This window comes from Streptomyces sp. NPDC044044 (genome assembly GCF_056434405.1).
Genome location: NZ_JBWKFG010000009.1, coordinates 465,566 through 486,309 on the forward strand (window position 1 = coordinate 465,566; position 20,744 = coordinate 486,309).

The 20,744-nt window shown below is 67.4% G+C and carries 15 protein-coding genes; 8 read left to right on the forward strand and 7 right to left on the reverse strand.

The features are described from left to right. Positions 1-66 precede the first annotated feature (66 nt). From rpoZ to AC07AG_RS32920, 4 genes are all read left to right on the forward strand, one after another. Entirely contained in the window at positions 67-339 is a 273-nt protein-coding gene (gene rpoZ, locus AC07AG_RS32905; protein WP_005319902.1) for a DNA-directed RNA polymerase subunit omega, read from the forward strand. A gap of 118 nt (positions 340-457) precedes the next feature. Further along, positions 458-1,669 (forward strand): bifunctional phosphopantothenoylcysteine decarboxylase/phosphopantothenate--cysteine ligase CoaBC, encoded by a 1,212-nt coding sequence (gene coaBC, locus AC07AG_RS32910; RefSeq protein ID WP_478759755.1) that lies wholly within the window; start codon positions 458-460, stop codon positions 1,667-1,669. A gap of 312 nt (positions 1,670-1,981) precedes the next feature. Then, complete coding sequence (metK, locus tag AC07AG_RS32915) at positions 1,982-3,190, forward strand: methionine adenosyltransferase (RefSeq protein WP_249591142.1); 1,209 nt, start codon at positions 1,982-1,984, stop codon at positions 3,188-3,190. 133 nt (positions 3,191-3,323) lie between these two features. Next, entirely contained in the window at positions 3,324-5,489 is a 2,166-nt protein-coding gene (locus AC07AG_RS32920; protein WP_478759758.1) for a primosomal protein N', read from the forward strand. A 232-nt stretch (positions 5,490-5,721) separates the two neighbouring features. Here the strand turns inward: AC07AG_RS32920 and AC07AG_RS32925 are convergent, their stop codons facing one another. Next, positions 5,722-6,288, reverse strand: coding sequence for a hypothetical protein (locus AC07AG_RS32925; protein WP_478759759.1), 567 nt, complete (start codon positions 6,286-6,288; stop codon positions 5,722-5,724). Positions 6,289-6,608: 320 nt separating this feature from the next. Between AC07AG_RS32925 and fmt the strand changes: the two genes are divergently transcribed. Together fmt and AC07AG_RS32935 are read left to right on the forward strand one after the other, a co-directional pair. Then, positions 6,609-7,553, forward strand: a complete 945-nt coding sequence (gene fmt, locus AC07AG_RS32930) for a methionyl-tRNA formyltransferase (RefSeq protein ID WP_478759761.1) — start codon at positions 6,609-6,611, stop codon at positions 7,551-7,553. A 34-nt stretch (positions 7,554-7,587) separates the two neighbouring features. Continuing rightward, a complete protein-coding gene (locus tag AC07AG_RS32935) occupies positions 7,588-9,027 on the forward strand; it encodes an RsmB/NOP family class I SAM-dependent RNA methyltransferase (RefSeq protein WP_478759762.1) in 1,440 nt (479 codons plus the stop codon). Between the two features lie 533 nt (positions 9,028-9,560). On the opposite strand, the gene AC07AG_RS32940 is transcribed toward AC07AG_RS32935, so the two are convergent. Further along, the gene (locus tag AC07AG_RS32940; protein WP_478759764.1) at positions 9,561-10,556 is read right to left on the reverse strand and encodes a hypothetical protein; all 996 of its coding nucleotides are present in this window, start codon (positions 10,554-10,556) and stop codon (positions 9,561-9,563) included. A 173-nt stretch (positions 10,557-10,729) separates the two neighbouring features. On the opposite strand from AC07AG_RS32940, the gene AC07AG_RS32945 reads away from it, so the two are divergent. Continuing rightward, on the forward strand, positions 10,730-12,976 hold the full coding sequence (locus AC07AG_RS32945) for a WD40 repeat domain-containing protein (RefSeq protein ID WP_478759766.1): 2,247 nt from the start codon (positions 10,730-10,732) through the stop codon (positions 12,974-12,976). Positions 12,977-13,038: 62 nt separating this feature from the next. Then, the gene (locus AC07AG_RS32950) at positions 13,039-13,191 is read left to right on the forward strand and encodes a hypothetical protein (RefSeq protein WP_468612725.1); all 153 of its coding nucleotides are present in this window, start codon (positions 13,039-13,041) and stop codon (positions 13,189-13,191) included. A 133-nt stretch (positions 13,192-13,324) separates the two neighbouring features. Here the strand turns inward: AC07AG_RS32950 and AC07AG_RS32955 are convergent, their stop codons facing one another. The 5 genes from AC07AG_RS32955 to AC07AG_RS32975 all read right to left on the reverse strand — a co-directional run bounded on the left by AC07AG_RS32955 (position 13,325) and on the right by AC07AG_RS32975 (position 20,567). Then, positions 13,325-14,068: a hypothetical protein gene (locus AC07AG_RS32955; protein WP_478759768.1), complete on the reverse strand. Its 744-nt coding sequence runs from the start codon at positions 14,066-14,068 to the stop codon at positions 13,325-13,327. A gap of 542 nt (positions 14,069-14,610) precedes the next feature. Then, entirely contained in the window at positions 14,611-16,227 is a 1,617-nt protein-coding gene (locus tag AC07AG_RS32960) for a UvrD-helicase domain-containing protein (RefSeq protein ID WP_478759770.1), read from the reverse strand. 5 nt (positions 16,228-16,232) lie between these two features. Continuing rightward, positions 16,233-18,236, reverse strand: a complete 2,004-nt coding sequence (locus tag AC07AG_RS32965) for an AAA family ATPase (protein WP_478759771.1) — start codon at positions 18,234-18,236, stop codon at positions 16,233-16,235. A 513-nt stretch (positions 18,237-18,749) separates the two neighbouring features. Continuing rightward, entirely contained in the window at positions 18,750-19,838 is a 1,089-nt protein-coding gene (locus AC07AG_RS32970) for a helix-turn-helix domain-containing protein (RefSeq protein WP_478759773.1), read from the reverse strand. 72 nt (positions 19,839-19,910) lie between these two features. Continuing rightward, the gene (locus AC07AG_RS32975) at positions 19,911-20,567 is read right to left on the reverse strand and encodes a hypothetical protein (RefSeq protein WP_478759775.1); all 657 of its coding nucleotides are present in this window, start codon (positions 20,565-20,567) and stop codon (positions 19,911-19,913) included. Positions 20,568-20,744: the final 177 nt, after the last annotated feature.

The following is a 20,744-nucleotide window of genomic DNA, read 5'->3' on the forward strand; positions in this document are numbered from 1 at the left end:
TCCTCAGTAACCCCGGTTTGATCTTCAATTTCCATTCGAAGGTCAATCCCCATCGGAAGGCAGAGAGTGTCCTCTTCCATCACTGCGCCCGAGGGCATCATCAACCCGCCGATTGATGAGCTCCTCGAAGCGACCGACTCGAAGTACAGCCTCGTGATCTACGCCGCCAAGCGCGCGCGCCAGATCAACGCGTACTACTCGCAGCTCGGTGAGGGCCTGTTGGAGTACGTCGGCCCGCTGGTGGACACGCACGTCCACGAGAAGCCGCTCTCGATCGCGCTCCGCGAGATCAACGCGGGTCTGCTGACGTCCGAGGCCATCGAGGGCCCGGCTCAGTAGTCGCCGTTCTTTTCTTGCAGTTCTTCATCGCAGGCCCGGCAGCGCGACTGCCGGGCCTGTGGTGTGTCATGGAGTCGTACGTTCCCGAGTGCGGGGATCACGAGTGCGGGGAGGCACGGTGGGCAAGCCCAAGGTCGTTCTGGGGGTCAGCGGCGGTATCGCCGCGTACAAGGCCTGTGAGCTGCTGCGGCGGCTGACCGAGTCCGGCCATGACGTACGCGTCGTGCCGACCGAGGCGTCGCTGCACTTCGTGGGGGCCGCGACCTGGTCGGCGCTGTCGGGCAACCCGGTGTCGACCGAGGTGTGGGACTCCGTCCACGAGGTGCCGCACGTACGGATCGGCCAGGCCGCCGACGTCGTGATCGTCGCCCCGGCGACCGCCGACATGATGGCGAAGGCGGCCCACGGCCTCGCCGACGACCTCCTGACGAACACGCTCCTCACCGCCCGCTGTCCGGTGATCTTCGCCCCCGCCATGCACACGGAGATGTGGGAGCACCCGGCCACGCAGGAGAACGTCGCCACGCTGCGTCGCCGCGGCGCCCTGGTCATCGAGCCCGCCGTCGGCCGCCTCACCGGCGTGGACACGGGCAAGGGCCGGTTCCCCGACCCCGTGGAGCTCTTCGAGGTCGTACGCCGTGTCCTGGCGCGCGGAGACCTGGCCCGCGACCTCACGGGGCGGCACGTCGTCGTCAGCGCGGGCGGGACGCGCGAGCCGCTCGACCCGGTCCGCTTCCTGGGCAACCGTTCCTCCGGCAAGCAGGGGTACGCGCTGGCCCGCAGTGCGGCGGCGCGCGGCGCCCGCGTCACGCTCGTGTCGGCGAACGCGGCGCTTCCTGAACCGGCGGGCGTCGACATCGTGCCCGTCGGCACCGCTGTCCAGCTCCGCGAGGCGATGCTCAAGGCGTCCGCGGACGCCGACGCGGTGGTGATGGCGGCCGCCGTGGCCGATTTCCGCCCGGAGACGTACGCGACCGGAAAGATCAAGAAGAAGGACGGCCAGGAGCAGCCCCCGATCGCCCTGGTCCGCAACCCCGACATCCTCGCCGAGATCGCCGGTGACCGGCCGCGCCCCGGCCAGATCGTCGTCGGTTTCGCCGCCGAGACGGACGACGTGCTCGCCAACGGCCGCGCCAAGCTGGAACGCAAGGGCTGCGACCTGCTCGTCGTCAACGAAGTCGGCGAGCGCAAGACATTCGGCTCCGAGGAGAACGAGGCGGTCGTGCTCGGCGCCGACGGCAGCGAGACGCCCGTGCCGTACGGACCGAAGGAAGCGCTCGCCGACACGGTCTGGGATCTCGTGGCGAGCCGCCTGCCGAAGAATTCCTGAAGAAATAGCGGTGCCTCGCAGAAGAAGCCCCCGCTCGAGCCACGGCAGAATAGTGCTTGAAACCTGGGTGCGAATGTCACATTCGCCCCACTGGGCGCCTCAAACCCGGGAAATTCGGGCGCGAGGCCCTCTGGTGGAGACCGATCGTCGTACCGCACAATGCAGTGCCGCAGGTCACAGCGCTCCCAAGTGGCGAGACACGTGCTCCGGCGGCCGAGTGTGACCGATAAACTGGTCTCGGACGACGCCGGGCGCAGCTCCCGGCCGTCCACCAATGATCAGCCAGCAGCCGCTGCAACCACAGGGAGCGATGTGTCCCGCCGTCTCTTCACCTCGGAGTCTGTGACCGAGGGTCACCCCGACAAGATCGCTGACCAGATCAGCGACACCATTCTCGACGCCCTTCTGCGGGAGGACCCGAAATCCCGGGTCGCCGTGGAGACGTTGATCACCACCGGCCTGGTGCACGTGGCAGGCGAGGTGACGACCAAGGCGTACGCGCCGATCGCGCAGCTGGTGCGCGAGAAGATCCTCGAGATCGGTTACGACTCCTCGAAGAAGGGCTTCGACGGCGCCTCCTGTGGCGTCTCGGTGTCCATCGGCTCGCAGTCCCCCGACATCGCGCAGGGCGTCGACACGGCGTACGAGAAGCGCGTCGAGGGCGACGAGGACGAGCTCGACAAGCAGGGCGCGGGCGACCAGGGCCTGATGTTCGGCTACGCCTGCGACGAGACGCCGGAGCTGATGCCGCTCCCGATCCACCTCGCGCACCGTCTGTCGCGCCGCCTGTCCGAGGTCCGCAAGAACGGGACCATCCCGTACCTGCGCCCCGACGGCAAGACCCAGGTCACCATCGAGTACGACGGCGACAAGGCCGTCCGCCTCGACACGGTCGTCGTCTCCTCGCAGCACGCGTCGGACATCGACCTGGACTCGCTCCTCGCCCCCGACATCCGGGAGTTCGTGGTCGAGCCCGAGCTGAAGGCGCTCCTCGAGGACGGCATCAAGCTGGAGACCGAGGGCTACCGCCTCCTGGTCAACCCGACCGGACGCTTCGAGATCGGCGGCCCGATGGGCGACGCCGGCCTCACCGGCCGCAAGATCATCATCGACACGTACGGCGGCATGGCCCGCCACGGCGGCGGTGCCTTCTCCGGCAAGGACCCGTCCAAGGTCGACCGCAGCGCCGCCTACGCGATGCGCTGGGTCGCCAAGAACGTCGTCGCCGCAGGCCTCGCGGCCCGCTGTGAGGTCCAGGTCGCGTACGCGATCGGCAAGGCCGAGCCGGTGGGCCTGTTCGTGGAGACGTTCGGCACGGCCACGGTCGACACCGACAAGATCGAGGCCGCCATCGCCGAGGTCTTCGACCTGCGCCCGGCCGCGATCATCCGCGACCTCGACCTGCTCCGCCCGATCTACGCGCAGACCGCCGCGTACGGCCACTTCGGCCGGGCGATTGCGGACTTCACGTGGGAGCGGACGGATCGTGTGGATGCGTTGCGGAAGGCTGCGGGGCTGTAAGGAGCTGTAACGCTCCTTCGCTGCGCGCGTTCTGACGAAGCCCGGTGCCCCTGGTGGGGGCGCCGGGCTTCGTCGTGCCGTGGTGGACATCGGGCCGACGGCCGTGTCAGTGCGGTCTGGTAGGAATGCTGCTGTGAGCAGCGAGAACCAGAAATCCGAGGGGGCGGGCGGGGCCGAGCCTCCGGAGCAGCTTGCACTCATTCGGGAAGCGGTGCGCAAGGCCGATGTGCCGCGGGCCAAGCCGCGGACGTGGCGTGGGGCTCCGTTGGCGAAGCATCTGCCCGTGGCTCGGGTGCTGGTCGACAAGGGCGTGCTGCATCTTGACCGGTACTTCGACTACGCGGTGCCCGAGGAGTTGGACGAGCAGGCGCAGCCCGGGGTGCGGGTTCGGGTGCGGTTCGGGGCCGGGGCGCGGAACGTGCGGGGCGGGCGGCGCGAAGGTGGGGGGCTGATCGACGGGTTTCTCGTCGAGCGGGTCGCCGAGTCGGATTACTCGGGGCCTCTTGCCGCTCTGGCGCAGGTCGTTTCGCCCGAGCCCGTGCTCGACGGTGAGTTGCTCGGGCTTGCCCGGGCCGTCGCCGATCGGTACGCGGGCAGCCTTGCCGATGTTCTGCAGCTGGCCGTCCCGCCTCGTCATGCTCGCGCCGAGGCGCGGGAGATGGAGGAGGCTCCGGCCCCTCCGGCGGCGCCGGAGGCCGGGTCCTGGAGGCGGTACGGACATGGGGCGGAGTTCTTGGGGGCGCTTGCCTCTGGGGGTGCGCCCCGGGCTGTGTGGACCGCCCTTCCCGGGCCGGAGTGGGCCGAGGACATCGCGCGGGCCGTGCAGGCGACGCTTGCCTCGGGGCGGGGGGCCTTGGTCGTCGTGCCTGCCGGGCGGCCCGCCGCGAGGGTCGATGCGGCGCTGACCCAGCTGATGGGGGCGGGGCAGCATGCTCTGCTCACCGCTGATGTGGGGCAGGAGCGGCGGTATCGGGAGTGGCTCTCCGTGCGGCGCGGCGCCGTGCGGGCCGTCGTGGGCACGCGGGCCGCCATGTTCGCGCCCGTGCGCAATCTCGGGCTCGTCGTGATCTGGGACGACGGCGATGCCAGTCACAGCGACGACAATGCTCCCTTTCCGCATGTGCGTGAGGTGCTCGAGCTTCGGGCCTCGCGGGACAAGTGCGGCTTCTTGCTGGGGAGTTGGAGCTGCACGGTCGAGGCCGCGCAGCTCGTGGAGAGCGGGTGGGCGGCGCCGCTGATCGCCGACCGAGAGCAGGTACGGGGGAGCGCGCCGCTCGTACGGACCGTGGGGGACGGAGACCTTGCCCGGGACGAGGCGGCTCGTGCCGCGCGCCTTCCGACGCTGGCCTGGAACGTGGTGCGGGAGGGCCTGAAGCACGGCCCTGTGCTGGTGCAGGTGCCTCGGCGTGGATATGTGCCCCGACTCGCCTGCGAGAGGTGCCGGGAGCCCGCGCGGTGCCGGCACTGTGCGGGGCCGTTGGAGGCGCGGGACGGCGGAGGGCTGTGGTGCGGCTGGTGCGGGGTGGAGGAAGGCGCCTGGCACTGCGGGGAGTGCGGGGGGTTCCGGCTGCGGGCGCAGGTGGTGGGGGCGCGGCGTACGGCCGAGGAGTTGGGGCGGGCGTTTCCCGCGGTACCGGTGCGGACGTCGGGGCGGGAGCAAGTGCTTGACACCGTGCCGGGGTCGCCCGCGTTGGTGGTGAGCACACCGGGGGCGGAGCCTGTCGCCGAAGGCGGTTATGCCGCGGCCCTGTTGCTCGACGGGTGGGCCATGCTGGGGCGGCCCGATCTGCGGGCCGGTGAGGATGCGCTGCGGCGGTGGATCGGCGCGTCTTCGCTGGTGCGGCCGCAGGGGGATGGCGGGACCGTGGTGGTCGTCGCCGAGCCGACTCTGCGGCCCGTGCAGGCGCTCGTGCGGTGGGATCCCGTGGGGCATGCGGTGCGGGAGCTCTCCGAGCGGGCCGAGTTGGGGTTTCCGCCCGTGTCGCGGATGGCCTCCGTGGCGGGTACCGCGGAGGCGCTTTCCGCATTTCTCGCTGCGGCTGAGCTTCCGGGGGATGCGGTGGTGCTGGGGCCTGTTCCCGTGCCGGACGCGGGGCCTGGCCCCTCGGCCGCGCGGCGGGGCGGGACTGCGCCTGCCGGGGAGCGGTGGGAGCGGGTGCTCGTTCGGGTGCCGCCGGGGAGCGGGGCCGCGCTTGCCGCTTCGCTGAAGGTGGCGCAGGCGGCTCGGATGGCTCGGGGGACGGGGGCCGCGGGGGCGGAGCCTGTGAGGATTCGGGTGGACCCGCTGGATATCGGCTAGGCGTGGTGGTTCCCCCCTCCGCCGGGGGTGCTTGCTGCCTCTCGGTGTCTGCCTTCTGCGGGGTGCTCGTCGGCCTTGTGGTGCTTGCCGCCTCGTTCATCGGTGCCCGGCAGTGGGGCGTTGTGCCCACCCGTTCCGCCGTGCGGAACGCCTGTCCACAACGGGGGCTGCGCACAACGGCGGCGGCTGTCCTGCCGGGGAAACCGGTGGGGCAGCCGCCGAGTTGTTGTGTTCAGCCGTTCCTGGGGCCGGGGAAGGCGCTTGGGCGGGGGTCCTCGCGGAGGGCGGGACTGCCCGCCGTGGGCTGGGTCGGCATCGCGCGGGCCGCGGGGACCGAGGGGACCGAGGGGACTGAGGGGAGGGGAGCGCCGACCGGGACCGGGGGGCGGGCGGTCGCGGAGGAGGGCACCGTCTCCGTGGCGCGCTCGGCTTCGGCCGCCGCCTGTGTCGTGGCCCTGCGTGCGCCGTAACGGCGGTGCACCGCCTGCTTGGTGACCCCGAGGGCCGAGCCCACCGCGTCCCACGAGAAACCCAGCGAGCGGTCGAAGTCCACCGCGGCGGTCACCAGTGTCTCGACGCTGTCCCGAAGCTCCTGGGCGAGGCGGACGGTCGGGGCGGGGGCGCGCCCGTACACCACGAAGCCCGCGGAGGGGCTGGAGCGGCGCGGGCGGTAGACGTTGCCGAGCTGGGCGGTGAGCGTACGCAGTGCGTCCACCTGCCGGCGGACCCGCTCGATGTCCCGAACCAGGAGGTGCAGGCTGGCCCGTGCCTGGGCGTCGTGGGTTGCGTGGTCGGCCATGAACAAGCCTCTCGAACCGGCGTTGAAAAGGATCGGGCCGCGTCGGCGGCCCGTTGTGGTCAACTCTTTCTTGACCAACGCGCTAGTTCGTGTGGGGTCACGGTGCGGGGGCGTATGCGCATATGCACAGGGCGCGCGTCCGCGCGTACGCCCCCGGGCGAGCCGCCACGCTGGGGAGAGAGGACGCAACTTCTGGGGAGAGGGGGCAGGGGACAGAGGGACAAGGGGACAGGTGGCCCCGCGGAGAGCGGCCCGGCAGAGCGGCTCATAGACTGGTGCGCTCCCCGCACGTTCCCGTCCCGAGAGGCCGAAAGGCAACGATGAAGCTCGTCTTCGCAGGCACCCCCGAGGTCGCCGTCCCCGCCCTGGACGCCCTGATCGCCTCCGACCGGCACGAGGTGGCAGCCGTCGTCACCCGGCCCGACGCTCCCGCGGGCCGTGGCCGCAGGCTCATCGCGAGCCCCGTCGCCCAGCGCGCGGAGGAGGCCGGGATCGAGGTCCTCAAGCCCGTGAAGCCGCGCGACGAGGAGTTCCTGGCCCGGCTGCGCGAGATCGCGCCCGACTGCTGCCCGGTCGTCGCCTACGGCGCGCTGCTGCCCAAGGTCGCCCTGGACGTCCCGGCCCGCGGCTGGGTCAACCTGCACTTCTCGCTCCTTCCCGCCTGGCGCGGTGCCGCGCCCGTCCAGCACGCGGTGATGGCGGGGGACGAGATCACCGGTGCCTCCACCTTCCTCATCGAGCAAGGGCTCGACTCCGGGCCGGTGTACGGCACGGTCACCGAGGTCGTCCGGCCCACCGACACCAGCGGTGACCTGCTCACCCGCCTCGCCTTCGCGGGCTCCGGGCTGCTCGCCGCCACCATGGACGGCATCGAGGACGGCTCCCTGAAGGCCGTACCGCAGCCCGCCGACGGCATCACGCTCGCCCCGAAGATCACCGTCGAGGACGCCCAGGTGGACTGGGCCGCCCCGGCTCTCCGTGTCGACCGCGTCGTGCGCGGCTGCACCCCGGCTCCCGGTGCCTGGTCCGTGTTCCGGGGGGAGCGTCTGAAGATCGTCCAGGCCGCGCTCGTACCGGACCGCACCGACCTCGCGCCCGGCGAGCTCGCCGCCGCCAAGAACAATGTGTACGTCGGCAGCGGCTCGCACGCCGTGGAGCTGCTCTGGGTCCAGCCGCAGGGCAAGAAGCCGATGCGCGGCGCCGACTGGGCGCGTGGGGTGCGGATCGCCCCGGGCGAGCGGCTCGGGGCAACCGACGTAGGCTGAACAGGTTCGGCCCTCACCCAATAGCGGAGCACCTTTGAACGACCAGCCAAGCCGGCGACCCCAGAAGCAGGGCAAGCCCGGCAAGCCCCACCGCCGCCCCAAGAAGGACCCCGTCCGCTTCCTTGCCTTCGAGGCGCTGCGGGCCGTGGACGAGCGCGACGCGTACGCGAACCTCGTCCTGCCGCCCCTCCTGCGCAAGGCCCGCGACAAGGGCGATTTCGACGCGCGTGACGCGGCGCTCGCCACCGAGCTGGTCTACGGCACGCTGCGCAGGCAGGGTACGTACGACGCGATCGTGGCCGCCTGCATCGACCGGCCGCTGCGCGAGGTCGACCCGCCGGTCCTGGACGTGCTCAACATGGGCGTGCACCAGTTGCTCGGGACGCGCATCCCGACGCACGCCGCCGTCTCCGCCTCCGTGGAGCTGGCGCGCGTGGTGCTCGGTGACGGGCGGGCCAAGTTCGTCAACGCGGTCCTGCGCAAGGTCGCCGCCGACGATCTGGACGGGTGGGTGGCGAAGGTCGCGCCGTCCTACGACGAGGACCCCGAGGACCATCTCGCCGTCGTCCACTCGCACCCCCGCTGGGTCGTCTCCGCGCTCTGGGACGCGCTCGGCGGCGGCCGTGCGGGCATCGAGGACCTCCTGGAGGCCGACAACGAGCGGCCCGAGGTCACCCTCGTGGCCCGCCCCGGCCGCACCACCGCCGATGAGCTCCTCGACGCGGTCGGCGAGGAGTCCGCGCTGCCGGGGCGCTGGTCGCCGTACGCCGTGCGGCTCAGCGAAGGCGGCGAACCGGGATCGATCGACGCCGTGCGCGAAGGCCGCGCCGGGGTCCAGGACGAGGGCAGCCAGCTCGTCGCGATCGCACTCGCGAACGCCCCGGTCGAGGGGCGCGACGAGAAGTGGCTCGACGGATGCGCGGGGCCCGGCGGCAAGGCCGCCATGCTCGCCGGACTCGCCGCCCAGCGCGGCGCCGCCCTGCTGGCCGCCGAGAAGCAGCCGCACCGGGCCCGTCTGGTCGCGCAGGCGCTGCGCGGCAACCCGGGCCCCTACGAGGTCATCGCCGCCGACGGCACCCGGCCGCCGTGGCAGCCCGGCACCTTCGACCGCGTCCTGATGGACGTGCCCTGCACGGGACTCGGCGCCCTGCGCCGCCGCCCCGAGGCCCGCTGGCGCCGCCGCCCGGAGGACCTGGACGGCTTCGCGCCGCTCCAGCGGGGGCTGCTGCGCACCGCGCTGGAGTCCGTGCGCGTCGGGGGCGTCGTCGGGTACGCCACGTGTTCCCCGCACCTCGCGGAGACGCGTGCCGTAGTCGACGACGTGCTCAAGCAGCACGAGGGCGCCGAACTGATCGACGCGCGCCCGCTGCTGCCCGGCGTCCCGGCCCTGGGCGACGGCCCCGACCTGCAGCTGTGGCCGCATCTGCACGGCACGGACGCGATGTACCTGGCGCTGATCCGGCGGACTGCCTGACGGAGGCCGCTGTAGCGTCTCAGAATGAATGACCCTTTCTCATTTTCTGTGGCCCTTGTCTGGCCCATGGGCCACGGGAATGAGACGTTCCGTCGGCTCGTTCGCTGTCCCGTCTCGCTTAGCTTGGAGGAGTCGTACTGATCTCAGTGGGGCGGCCTCGAATCTCACGTCCGGTGGCTGTTGTCGAGAGTGCGGTCCCCCACAGGGGTGACCCGTGTCCCGTTCTATGTGGCTTGTCTCATGGCATCCGTGATGGTCGATGCATGGGTGGGGTACAGGTCCTGCGGGTGGGACTCCGCCAGACGTCTCGGATTTCGATCTGGCCTGGCTGGAGCATGGCGACGAGGTCCGAAAGCCCGCCCCCGCTACACGATCGATCCAGAACCGGCCAACGACGTAAGCCCCATGGGACCCATCGGACATGATCTAGCAATGCGTCCCAGGCCACACCACAGTCCCAGCTACCGGCGCCCACGATGATCCATGGCTCGCCCTTGCGGGTGGCGACCGCGTAAAGGCGTGCCATTTCGCCTTTAGTCCAGGATGGACTCGTCGAAGACGGTCTTCGACCACTTGTGAGTGTTGAGATCTTGCTTCCACGCCCGGCGTTCGAGTCCGGTGGTCGAGATGGTGCGGAAGTCCTTCCCGTCGATCCGGAACTCGGTGGTCTTCGTCTCGCCGTCCTTGGACCAGACGATCTCGGGGACCCACACGCAGTCACAAGCGCGGGTCTCCACAGTGAGCTCGATGTTGAGTGTCCTCCCGCCGACGAGCTCCTGAGGCATTTTGTCCCCGCCCTCGAAGCTGACGGTGGCGAAGTCGGCGCCGCCGTCGAGATCCGCGTACGCCATTAGCTCTTCGGGCCCGCCGCCGCACCCGCCGTTCTGCAGTCCCACCAATGTCGCCCGGTCGGCCCCCGGTGCTGCCCTTCGGTCGAGGACCTTGATACGTAGTTCCTTCACCTGTAAGGGCCTGTTGTCCACCGGCTGGATACCAATACTGAGATGCGTGGTGGCCGGGTCTCCTGTGGTCTTGTCGTTGATGAGTTCCGAGTCCGGAGTCCCATCCTCCGAGACGGGGATTTCTGTGAATTCACTGGGCGGCTTGGTCACCACCCACGCTTCCCAGGGGCACAGGTAGCCACTACGCGAATACCGAATACCTTGCGCCTCCGCTTCGGACTGGCCGGAGGCAGAAGGGGCGGCTTGGGGTGGCGTCGTCCATACGGAGCCGGACGGCTGCACTTCCGGCGGCTTGGTGGAGACCCCGACCCTTGGCGAGCGGGAGCCCGATACATACACGGGCGGCTTCTTCTCCTTGAACTGATCGCCGATCCACGAGAATCCGCCGTTCAGACCGATCACGATGAGGGAGACGAAAACCGGGGCGATGATCGCTGTGGCGATGAAGCTCTTGTCCCGCCACGGGAAATGGTGTCGCCTGTCGGGAGGCGGGTCGGATGCGTCGGGTGGATCAGTTGTACCCGATGGTTCGGGTGGTTCAGGTGACTGTGAGACATCGTCGGACATAAAGCCCTCCCCCGAGGTGAATTGATCCCTTAGGACTTTCATCGCGCCCATAACCCAAGGTAGCGAATAGCCGCCCGCACGGGGTGCCCGCGTAAAACTTCTTCGACTAGATTCGACTGTCACTGCCCTCAGTCCGAGGGCAACAGGACATCCTGTCGAGGTCTGGGGGAACCGTGAGTCCAGAAGAGGCAGATGTCGCGACACGCTATCGCAGCACCCTCCGCGTCAAGCTCCTTATCGCTGCCCTCATCGCCTCCTTGATCGCCAGTTCGCTGATCATCTGGCAACGCGAAAAGGACATGAAATCGGCACGGCAGAAAATTGAATCGCGGGAGCGTTCCATCTCGCGATTACTCGCCCTTGAATCCAGTGAGACGATTGACGAAGATCCGGATCTCGCATCGCTTCTCGCCGCTCGGGCATTCCGTATCAGCGCCACCAAGGAAGCGAAGACAAGCCTTCGTAACGCCGCGGCCCTCCCCCTCGAACACCGCTTGACCGGACACCAAGATGCGGTGATTCGATTGGCATTCAGCCCTGACGGTCGCGCTCTGGCCACTGCCGGGGGATCCGCGGACAGTTCACGGTCGGTGAGACTGTGGGACACGGCAAACGGGCGAACCCGAGCGACCATCCCGTACGACCCGGGAACCCTTGTGCAAGCACTGGAGTTCAGTTCCAGCGGTAGAAGTCTCGCTCTCGGCAAGAGCGATGAGACCGTGCAATTGTGGGAGGTGGCCACCGGACGCCCGCGCCCGACCGTCACTCTCGACTCTCCCGGCCTAGACGCGGCGCAGTTCAGCCCCGACGGCCGTCTCTACGCCACCAGCGGCTCCCACAAGATCCAGGTATGGGATACGGCGACCGGTCGCCTGCGCAGCACCCTCGCTTACCCCACGGACGACCTTGTCTGGGAGATGGAGTTCACCGCGGACGGCCGCACCCTCGCCACCTCCAGCAACGACTTCAAGACGGTGCGCTTGTGGGATGTTGCTCGTGGTCGGCTCCGCAGCACCCTCACCGGACGTCAAAACAGTGTGTCAGCGCTGGCGTTCAGCCCGGACGGCCGGGCACTGGCCGTCGGCGGCTCCAGCATTGTCCAGGTCTGGGACACCATGACCGGCCGACTGCGCACCTCCCTCACCGGCAATCAGGACAACGTGACATCCGTCGCGTTCAGCCCTGACGGTCGTTCTGTCGCCGCCGGCGGCTGGGGCACCATCGAGGTCTGGGACTCCACCAACCCTGAAAAGCCCGCAGCCCACACGCTCAACCGGCCACACACCACCCTCGCCGGACACACCGGCGCCGTCGGGTCCTTGGCGTTCAGCCCCGACGCCGGCACTCTCGCCTCCGGCAGCGACGACCACACCGTGCGGCTGTGGAACATACCCGTCAGCAGGCCCCTCAGTGGCTCTCGCAACAGTGTGTACGCGATGGCGTTCAGCCCGGACGGCCACACCCTCGCGACCACGGCCGGCGACGCGGTGCGGCTGTGGAACACGCGGACCCGCCGCCTCCGCGCCACGCTCGGCAGGCACGAGAACGGCGTCGACGCCCTCGCGTTCAGCCCGGACGGCCGCACCCTCGGCGCCGCGAGCGGTGACACCGTACGACTGTGGAACACGCGGACCCGTCACCTCCGCACCACTCTCACCGCACACCAGAAAGGCATCCACGCGATCGCCTTCAGCCCCGACGGACACACCCTCGCCACCGGCGGCCACGATCACACCACTCGCATCTGGAACACCAGGACCGGCCGCCTCCGTGCCACACTCACCGGACACCGAAACAGCATCGGATCAGTCGCGTTCAGCCCCGACGGTCATACGCTCGCCACCGCGGGTGACTACACCGTACGGCTGTGGAACATGCACACCATGCGCTCGCATGCGGTCCTGGAACACGATCTGGGAGTTGACGCCGACACAAAGGTGACGTTCAGTCCTGACGGCCGGACCGTGGCTGGCAGCGCCGGTGGTGTCGCATACCTCTGGGACACGGCCACCGGCCAGACGCAACGAAGCCGAACCGAGGGACTCGGAACCATAGCCAGCCAGGACGGCACCATCATGGCGCTAACCTTCAGCCCCGACGGCCACACCTTCGCCACCGCAAGCACAGACCGCCGAACGCGCCTTTGGGATACGACCACCGGCCGTCTGCGCACCACCCTGACCGGCCACACCGGCCCCGTCACAGCCATGGCGTTGAACCGAGACGGCCACACTCTGGCCACCGCTAGCCTCGATCACACTGTGCGGCTGTGGGATATCAGCCTTACCACGCGAGAGGAGGAGGCGATCGACACGATCTGCCGGTCTGTGGGCCGCGACCTCACGGCAGACGAGCGCGCCAAGTACCTCAAAGGTCAGCCCTCAGCTCCGACCTGCCATCAGGCAGCGAAGACCTCGTGATCCGGCACGGGCCAAGCGACCCTGAACCGTCGGCGTCGGTCCCGCAACGAGAAACGCACCGCGTGACCACGCGGCTGCGAGTGCTGCCGCTGTCCCCACCACCCGTGCACGGCGAGACGGTCGGCTCCTACCTGAACCGGCTCACCGACGCCAACCACCGCACCATCCGGCACCTTTCATCCCAGATCGGCCCGTCGCGCTCGGCGCCGCCGTGAGGACAACCGAGTCGGCTACTGGACCCCCGAAGAATTGGTGCGGCTCGCCGTCCTGACCGTTCGGAACCCGGCCTCCGCCCTCCACGCGATGCCTCCGCTCGGCACGATCGGCAGCCTGATCCGGCGGTTGCCGTTATCCGCCACAGAGGAAGTCATCGAGCCACGGCACCGTCCGGTCTGTCGCCTCTGCATGGCTCGCACGCAGCCCTCCGGGCTCGGCGCCGTTGCCGAGATCGATCTTCTTGTCCGAGAAGTACGGCTTGCCGAAGTGGTCGTCGGGGCTAAGGGAGTACGGCGTCTTCGGCTCGGAGAGATTGAAATCGATTCCGTCGTAGGCGCCACCGCCCTCGGGGCGGACCAGGATGACCGTCTTCGCGGTGGCGGGGCCGCATCTCAGGTCCTCGGCCCTCATGCCGGTGATCGTCAGGCTCGCCGATCTGTTGCTGAAGAGATCGATGAGCCACGAGGACGAGTACCCGTCGGACTTGTCCCAGCCCGGGTCCTCAAGACCGTGGCCACCGTGGGCCGCGGCCAGTTCTTCCACCTCCTCTAAGTTGGGGCCGTCGTTGGCGCCGGATTCCCGGAAGGTGCTGGCCTCGGTACGGGTCAGAGGGCGATCCAAGACATAAGCCATGTAGAGCGGGTCCGCGTCCACGCGCGTGGACGCCGTGAAAGCCGGAGCCTCACGGTCGAGGTTCTCCTCGACCTGCTTCGAGTGGCGTGTCGTCGGCTCGGTGGCGAGGTAGTCGAGAGCCGCCGGGACGAGCCAGGCGAGAAGGCCAACGACAGCGCCGCTCGCCAGAGTCCACAGGCCCCTCCGTCGTCTCTGTCCCGGCGGGCTCTCCAGCACGCCCGGCGCGAGAGCCTCGGCGGTCACCTCGCGCCGACGTGGCCCGGGCGAAATCGGGTCGGGCGCTGCGGCCGCGGAAGCGGAAGTCGTCGCGCTCCGGGCCGACGTGAGTGGAGCGGCCGCCGGGGCCGGGGCGGTGCCCCTGCTCTGCGTGGCTGATACGGGCCCGGAAGGCGGTGCGGCCCCGGTGGGCGGTGCGGAGTGCGTGTTGCCCGTGGCGGAGGAGGGCGCTGCCGTCGGGTCCGTACTGTGCATGGCGCCCTCGCGGGGAATCGGCGGCCGGTCGATACAACGGCGCCCAAGGCTCATCCACCAAGACAGCGGCAAGGGAGGGCACTGCGGGCTGGTCGGTAAAGTCGCTCGAGGTGGCTTCGGGAGTACGTAATCGGCCAGACGAACCACAAGATCCTTCGGTGCCGACAGTGACAGGGGCACGGCCTCCAACACGCCGTCCAGGCTGTTTCCCGGGCGCACAAACCTCGTTCGTCCGAATGTGCCGGGTCCGCGCCGACATTGCAGGTCAAGCTGTCAGTTCGCGACCCTCTATAACACGCTTCGCCATGCGTGTCTCACGGATGGACGGTGCCGGACGCGAACCAGTCATGAAGCGTGCGTTCCGCTCCCTCTGGAACATCGTTGATGAACACGACGGCGAGGCCGCGCTGTGCCCGGGAGCAGCACACGTAGAAGAGGTTGCGTGATCGTTCGGTCCGGTCGGCTTTGTCGGTGCCTGCGAGCATCTTGCCGATGCTGTAATTCGTCCAGGCCCTGTCGTCGACTGCAACGAGGACGTTCTCGAACTCGTCTCCCTTGACTCCATGCTGAGTCGAGAAGGGGGTGAGTTCGTCGATGAAGCGGGTGACTCTGATGACCTCCTGGTAGGACACGCTGCGGAGGTTGTTCGAGAAGTCCGCGCGGCGCTGGCCACGCTCGTCCAGGTCGGTTGCGGTCCGTAGGCGTTCGCGGTCTTTGAGCTTTCCAGGCACGGTCAGGAGGTGGCCGTCGGCCATCAGGTCCAGGACATCGCCGACGGTGCCGGTCATGCGTACGGTGTCGAGCATGCGGATGGCCTCGCTGATGGTGCGCTTGTGTACATGCCGGGTGACCCGTGTTCTTCCCTCGTCCAACAGCCTGGACAATTCGGCAAAGTCCTTGGCCTGGAAGGCTGCGGACAGGGCCTCGACGCGCGTCATGTACTGGATGTAGGGCTCGTTGCGTTCCATGAGATCGTCAGGGCCAAAGCGGCCAAGGCGTCTGTATTGGTCCAGGAGGTTGGCGTACTCCAGGGTGCCGGCGATCCCGCGGTGCGTGAGGAGGAGGTACTTGGTGTTCTCCCGTGTCCAGCCGTGTTGGCTGAGAGTCGCTTCGGCCCTGGCGAGGCGCTCGTGTCCGACCGGAATCGCGGTGTTGAGGAAGAGGTGGACCTCGCCGGTTTGCTGCTTGCCGACGGCATCTTGGATGAGCATGGGACGCATCTGGTTGAGGACATCGACGACCGGCGGTGAACACCGGTAGTTCTCGTGCTTGGTGATTTCGGCGAGGCCGGGGCGTTGCACCGCTCCTACACCGGAGGGAAAGATCTTCTGCATGGAGTCACCGAAGAGGCCGACCGTGCATCTCTCGCGACCGGCGCCCGCCAAGTGATCTAGGAGTAGTTCGATCGTCTGCGGTGACGTGTCCTGATATTCATCGACGAAGATGATCGGGTATTGGCTGGCGATGATGCGTACGAGCTTGGGGTGGGTCTTGACCAGCCGCAGCGACAGCGCGAGGACATCGTCGTGAAAGATCCGCCCCTCGCTGAGCCTGCGCCCACGATCGGAGTACTCGATGACAGGGGCAGCGGAGACGTTATCCATCTCTTCGGGCTTGGCCAGCTCCTTATTGTACTCGAGGATTTGCTGCCAGAGCTCGTGCTGGTACGGCTGGATCACGCTCCAGAGAAATTCATGGATGGTGCCGACGTAAACGAGCGGGTCCGCAGCAATGCGTTCAAGGATCTTCTTCTTGGCGATGTTCGTGAACGTGATGCAGGCAATCCGTCGATGGTTAGCCTCCAGCGACACACGGCGATGGGCGAGGAGGTGCTGCAGGGCCCGCACCAGGGTGGTCGTTTTGCCAGCGCCGGCCCCGGCTTCTACAAGAAAGCTGCGCCGCGCCTCCAGCTCCGCGATGACAGCTTCCAAGGTGTCTAGGCGAGCCACTGCAGTCCTTCAGCGATGTAGCGGGGAACGCTCCAGTCCTCCAGGAGCATGACGTCGAAGGCGAAGTCAGTTTTGTGGTCGCTGAGTTGTTGTGCGATGTCGTAGGCCTTGGCTTCGATGTCGTCGGGGGCGGGGTCGGCCCCGACCTCCTTGACGAAGGCCGACTTCAGGGCGAGCTGGCGGAAGTCACGGGCTAGGGGCCCTGCGTTGGCGATGATGAAAGCGTCCTCGAAGCTTCTCGCGCAGACACCCGTATCTCTCTCTGGGATCTGGTAGGCGACGCGGACGTGTCCCTGCTCCTTGTCGACCGAGTCAGTGGCGAGAAGCTCGGCGACGCTGGACTTTGCGGGCAGCCACTTCTTCAGCGTCGAGTTCGCGGTGACGGCCTGACCGAGGCCGGGTGGGCAGGCCTTGCGGTCCTCAGGACACACCGAGTCGATGTCGGTGATGACGAGAGTCTTCACATTCAAGAAGGCGAGCAGCTCTTTGAAGCGGACCGCATAAGAGTCGCCCACCTCGATAACCGACACGTACTGGTGCAGAAGCTCCCGAGCGCACCGGCGGACCATCTCGGGCAGCAGCAGGCGTTCCGCGGTGCCCTCAATCAGGATCACCTTGTCGGCGAAGAACATGTCGCACCGGTGCAACACCATGTACTGGCGAAGGAAGCGCAGGGTCTCGTCCCCCTGCGGGGTGGCCTTGACGTTGGCCTGGAAGGTCGAGAGGTCTTTGATGGCTAGCTGCGGCCCAGAACGGTCGAAATACCGCACGGTGTGGAAGCCGCTGCTGGCAACGATGTGGGAGGAATGCGTGGTGATGACCACCTGCACCATCCACCCCGCCTTGCGGCTGATGAAGTCCTGGATGTTCTTGATGAACGTCTCCTGCATCTGTGGATGCAGATGGGCTTCGGGCTCCTCGATGAACAGCACCTGCAGCGCGGGCTTGGGCAGGGTGCGCTCGTAGGTCTGGTGGAAGCTGATGACCTGAAGAATGGTGAAGATCAGCTTGCTGTAGCCCAGCCCGTTGTGCCCCTCGGGCAGATGGAAGTCATCTTCCCCGGATGGATACTGAATCCGCGTGCTGCCGCGCAGGATGCCTGAGGCCTCAATGAGGGAGACGATCCGCGGCTTCTGAACAGGGGTGATGCTGCCGACGCCGAAGGTGCGCAGATCTTCAAAGATCGGATCGAACAGTGTGGCGTAGTTGTCGTCGAGCTGCTTGGAGGCAGACGCCAGGGCGGTCTCGATCTGTTCGATGCTCTGGTGACGGTCTTCGTGGGCGCTGTTGACCTTGTAATAGGCCTCGAACGTCTTCGAGAGTGTGCGTGTCTTGTCGCCCGGTGTGTCGTCGACCTTGGTCTGCGCGTACACGAACTTCACTGAGAGGATCGCCTCCGCAGCCCCTCTCTTGATCTCCTTCGTGACGTTCTTGTCCACGGGGCTGACCGCTCGGTAGGCCGTTGTGAAGTAGTCCGAGAAGTTCTTACGCAGCCACTTCACGCGGTCGAACGGCTGTCGCTGACTGGCCGCCCAGAAGTCCTGAAGAAAATCGTGCGGGCGCGGGGCTTCCAGCGCCGCTTCAACCTTGACCTCGACACAGGTCTCGTCGAGGTCAAGGATCACGCCTGTGAGCGGGGCGAGGTCTTCCGCCTCTGTGTACTCGATAGTGAGGAGCAGGCGTATGGCCGGAACCAGGTCGTAGGCCTTGGCGCGTAGATCCTCACTGGTCTCTGTGTCGCCCTGCGCAGCGAGTGCCTGGGCCTCGCCGAAGATCTGCCGCGCCTGCTCGATGTCCGCGATACGACAGGTGGAGAAGTCTTCCAGGACGAACCTCGTGTCCTCTTCGCCGAAGAACTTCTCGAAGAGATTGACAAACGAGGTCTTGCCGCTGTTGTTGCGCCCGACGATGAGGGTGGCCGTCGGATCGATCCGAACGTCCACCTTCTCCAAGGTGCGGAAGTTGATCGCTTCCGCGTGAGTCAGCTGCATTGAACTCCTGACATCGTCCCCAACCCCCAGCTCCCGCGACGGCATATGCCTGCGACTGCGGAGCCAGAGCAGTATCTGGTACGTAAGGTGTGAGTGCGCCCACTTGGCTCAAAGTGACTATCGGTGAGCTGGATTACGTCTGTTCCGAACCCAGTCGATCAGTGCCTTGAGGGGCGGGTCATCTTCGTTCAGGGCGGGGCGAAGTCGCCCGGTTCAGCTGGAAGGGCGGATGATCAGTGCGGCATCAGGGCGTGACCTCCAGCCCCACGGCGCTTCTCTCCCGCGTCTTCATCGTGTGCGTCTCACCGGTGAGCAGCAGGCAATCGACATGCAGTGCATAGCCAATGACCACATTCCGTGGACGGTGACACCAGCGATGCCCGGGGAGTCTTCCCCCGAGGGAGTCGTTCTACTGATCACCGGCTTCATCCAAGGCTGGCTACCGGACGCCCTCTCCAGCTGCCGTGAAGCACTCCTGGAGACAGAAGGTGCGGCTCGCTAGAAGGACCGCTGTCAGGGCACCAAGGACAAGGCGCGCCTGGGCTCCGTTGTCGAGCGCTGGCCGCCGCCCTCGACTGTGGTGATGGTGAGACCGAAGAGCATCTTCTTCATCTCATCCGGCGTCAGGCACAGCTCCGCCGCTACTGCGGCCGGCGTGACACCGGTAGACCTGAGCCCTTGGAAGACCTTGGTCAGAACCTGGGATGTCTCCCTCTTCTTCATGCCTTCGGGTTCGTCCCTGCGATAGCCCCGCTTACTGAGTTCGGTACACGCGGAGCGGTACTGCCAGTCGGTGAGGAGATTGAGGTCGTGCATCCGATAGGTCAGAGCCATCGCGGAGACGTCCCAGATGGCTTTGCCTTTGAGGATCTGGTCGACATGGGAGCCGGACGGCATGTGGCCCAATACGCTCGATGCGGGCATGAGAAAAGCACTGGCGAAGTCGTTCGCTTGCCTCTCGGCCTCGGGTCCGGCGCACGCCCTGTCGCTGCCATGCATAACTAGGTGGCCGAGTTCATGGGCGGCGTCGAAGCGTCCACGCTCGATGGACTTCATCGTGCTCAAGAAGACGAACGGGGTGCTCCCTCGCCAGACCGCGAAGGCGTCGACTTCCGCATGGTCGGGCGCTAGCGAGAACACACGGACACCGTGCGCTTCCAGCAGGTGCACCATGTTGGGGGCCGGTGCACTGCCGAGTCCCCAGCGTGTGCGCACCATCTCAGCTGCGGTCTCCGGGTCCGGCTTGCCGAGGGAAGGAACATCGGCAGCTGGCAGGCGGAATCGCTCCTCAATCCAGTCGTACAGCAGCGCGGCGAGAGAGCCAGCTGCTCGCGCCGCATCCAGAGTGCGCGCCGAGGTCTTACTGCGGGCCCGCCACGAGATCCCCTCGGGCGGAAGCTCGTCGATGTGCGGGCTCTTGAAGAAGCCCGCGGGAAAGTCGAGAGCGTCGGCGAGACGCCCGACAGTGGCACGCCGGGGTGATGTGCGCCCTGTCTCGTAGTTGGACAGGCTCTGAAGCGAGATCCCCGCGAGCTCAGAAAGCTCCGCGAGCGTCAGGCCCCGGCGCTTGCGGGCCAGCGTGATTCGGGACGGGGTCACCATGGTGAGACTGCCTCGGGATCCAGGTGGTGCGGGTGGGGCAGCCAGTATGGCGGCCACCCCACATGATGGGCCTCAGCGAAACTCGACTGGGATGTCGATCTCGTCGGGTCCATCTTCGTCCGGCAGTTCGATTTCGTCCATCTCGATGACGGGGAGCGGAATCCGCCGTTCCCACGCGGCGACGAACCCGCGCTCCACCCGGCTGGGCAGCGAAAGCTCACTGTGGATGCGGACCGCGCCCTCGACCTTGACCCGGTAAGAGACAAGGAACCAGGTCTGGAGCTCCAGTGCCTCATCCTCGTCGAGAAGCACCTCATCCGGCCCGACAGGAGGGGGGAAGAGGCCGAGCTGGACGTTGTGCTCAGCTGCTCGCTCCGTGGCCGCACCCCTCTTGTGAAGGTTCGTCGGGTGGAAGCTCGGGTTGCCGGTAGCTGCATCTCCGATCATCGTGCCGATCGCGAGCGTCTTCTGTGGGTTACAGACGAGCTCAAGGTGATCATGGAGGAGCCTCTTCCACCCCGCGTGACGAATGTGCGCCTCCCGAAGAAGCCGCACGTGCTCCTGGTAGGCACGCGTACCGGCGGTGTTCGCCGGGTGGTTGGGGGTGGCCGTTCGCCGCGCCGCTTCGCCAGCATGCAGAGCCGGGTGCAGGTACTCCAACTTCGTTCCGAGCGCTGCCAGCTGGGCATGCATGTCATCGGGAACGGGCGCGACGAGGGACAGAGCCATGAAACCTCCGAAGGATCGGTGAAGTTATAAGGATGCTACCTCAGGCGCGGTGTCAGATTTATAAGATTCACCACGCCCGCTGTGTATGCAAGTGCAATTGATAGCCCGTCAAGTCACGATCTGCCCTTGCACACCGATCTCCGGGGCCGCCTTCGATGCAGCCGAACCGTCGCCCTT

Bases quoted from the DNA above. Each gene is read 5' to 3' on its own strand.
- AC07AG_RS32925 (WP_478759759.1), bottom strand. From the start codon at position 6,288: ATGGCCGACCACGCAACCCACGACGCCCAGGCACGGGCCAGCCTGCAC.
- fmt (WP_478759761.1), top strand. From the start codon at position 6,609: ATGAAGCTCGTCTTCGCAGGCACCCCCGAGGTCGCCGTCCCCGCCCTG.
- AC07AG_RS32940 (WP_478759764.1), bottom strand. From the start codon at position 10,556: ATGTCCGACGATGTCTCACAGTCACCTGAACCACCCGAACCATCGGGT.
- AC07AG_RS32965 (WP_478759771.1), bottom strand. From the start codon at position 18,236: ATGCAGCTGACTCACGCGGAAGCGATCAACTTCCGCACCTTGGAGAAG.
- AC07AG_RS32970 (WP_478759773.1), bottom strand. From the start codon at position 19,838: ATGGTGACCCCGTCCCGAATCACGCTGGCCCGCAAGCGCCGGGGCCTG.
- AC07AG_RS32975 (WP_478759775.1), bottom strand. From the start codon at position 20,567: ATGGCTCTGTCCCTCGTCGCGCCCGTTCCCGATGACATGCATGCCCAG.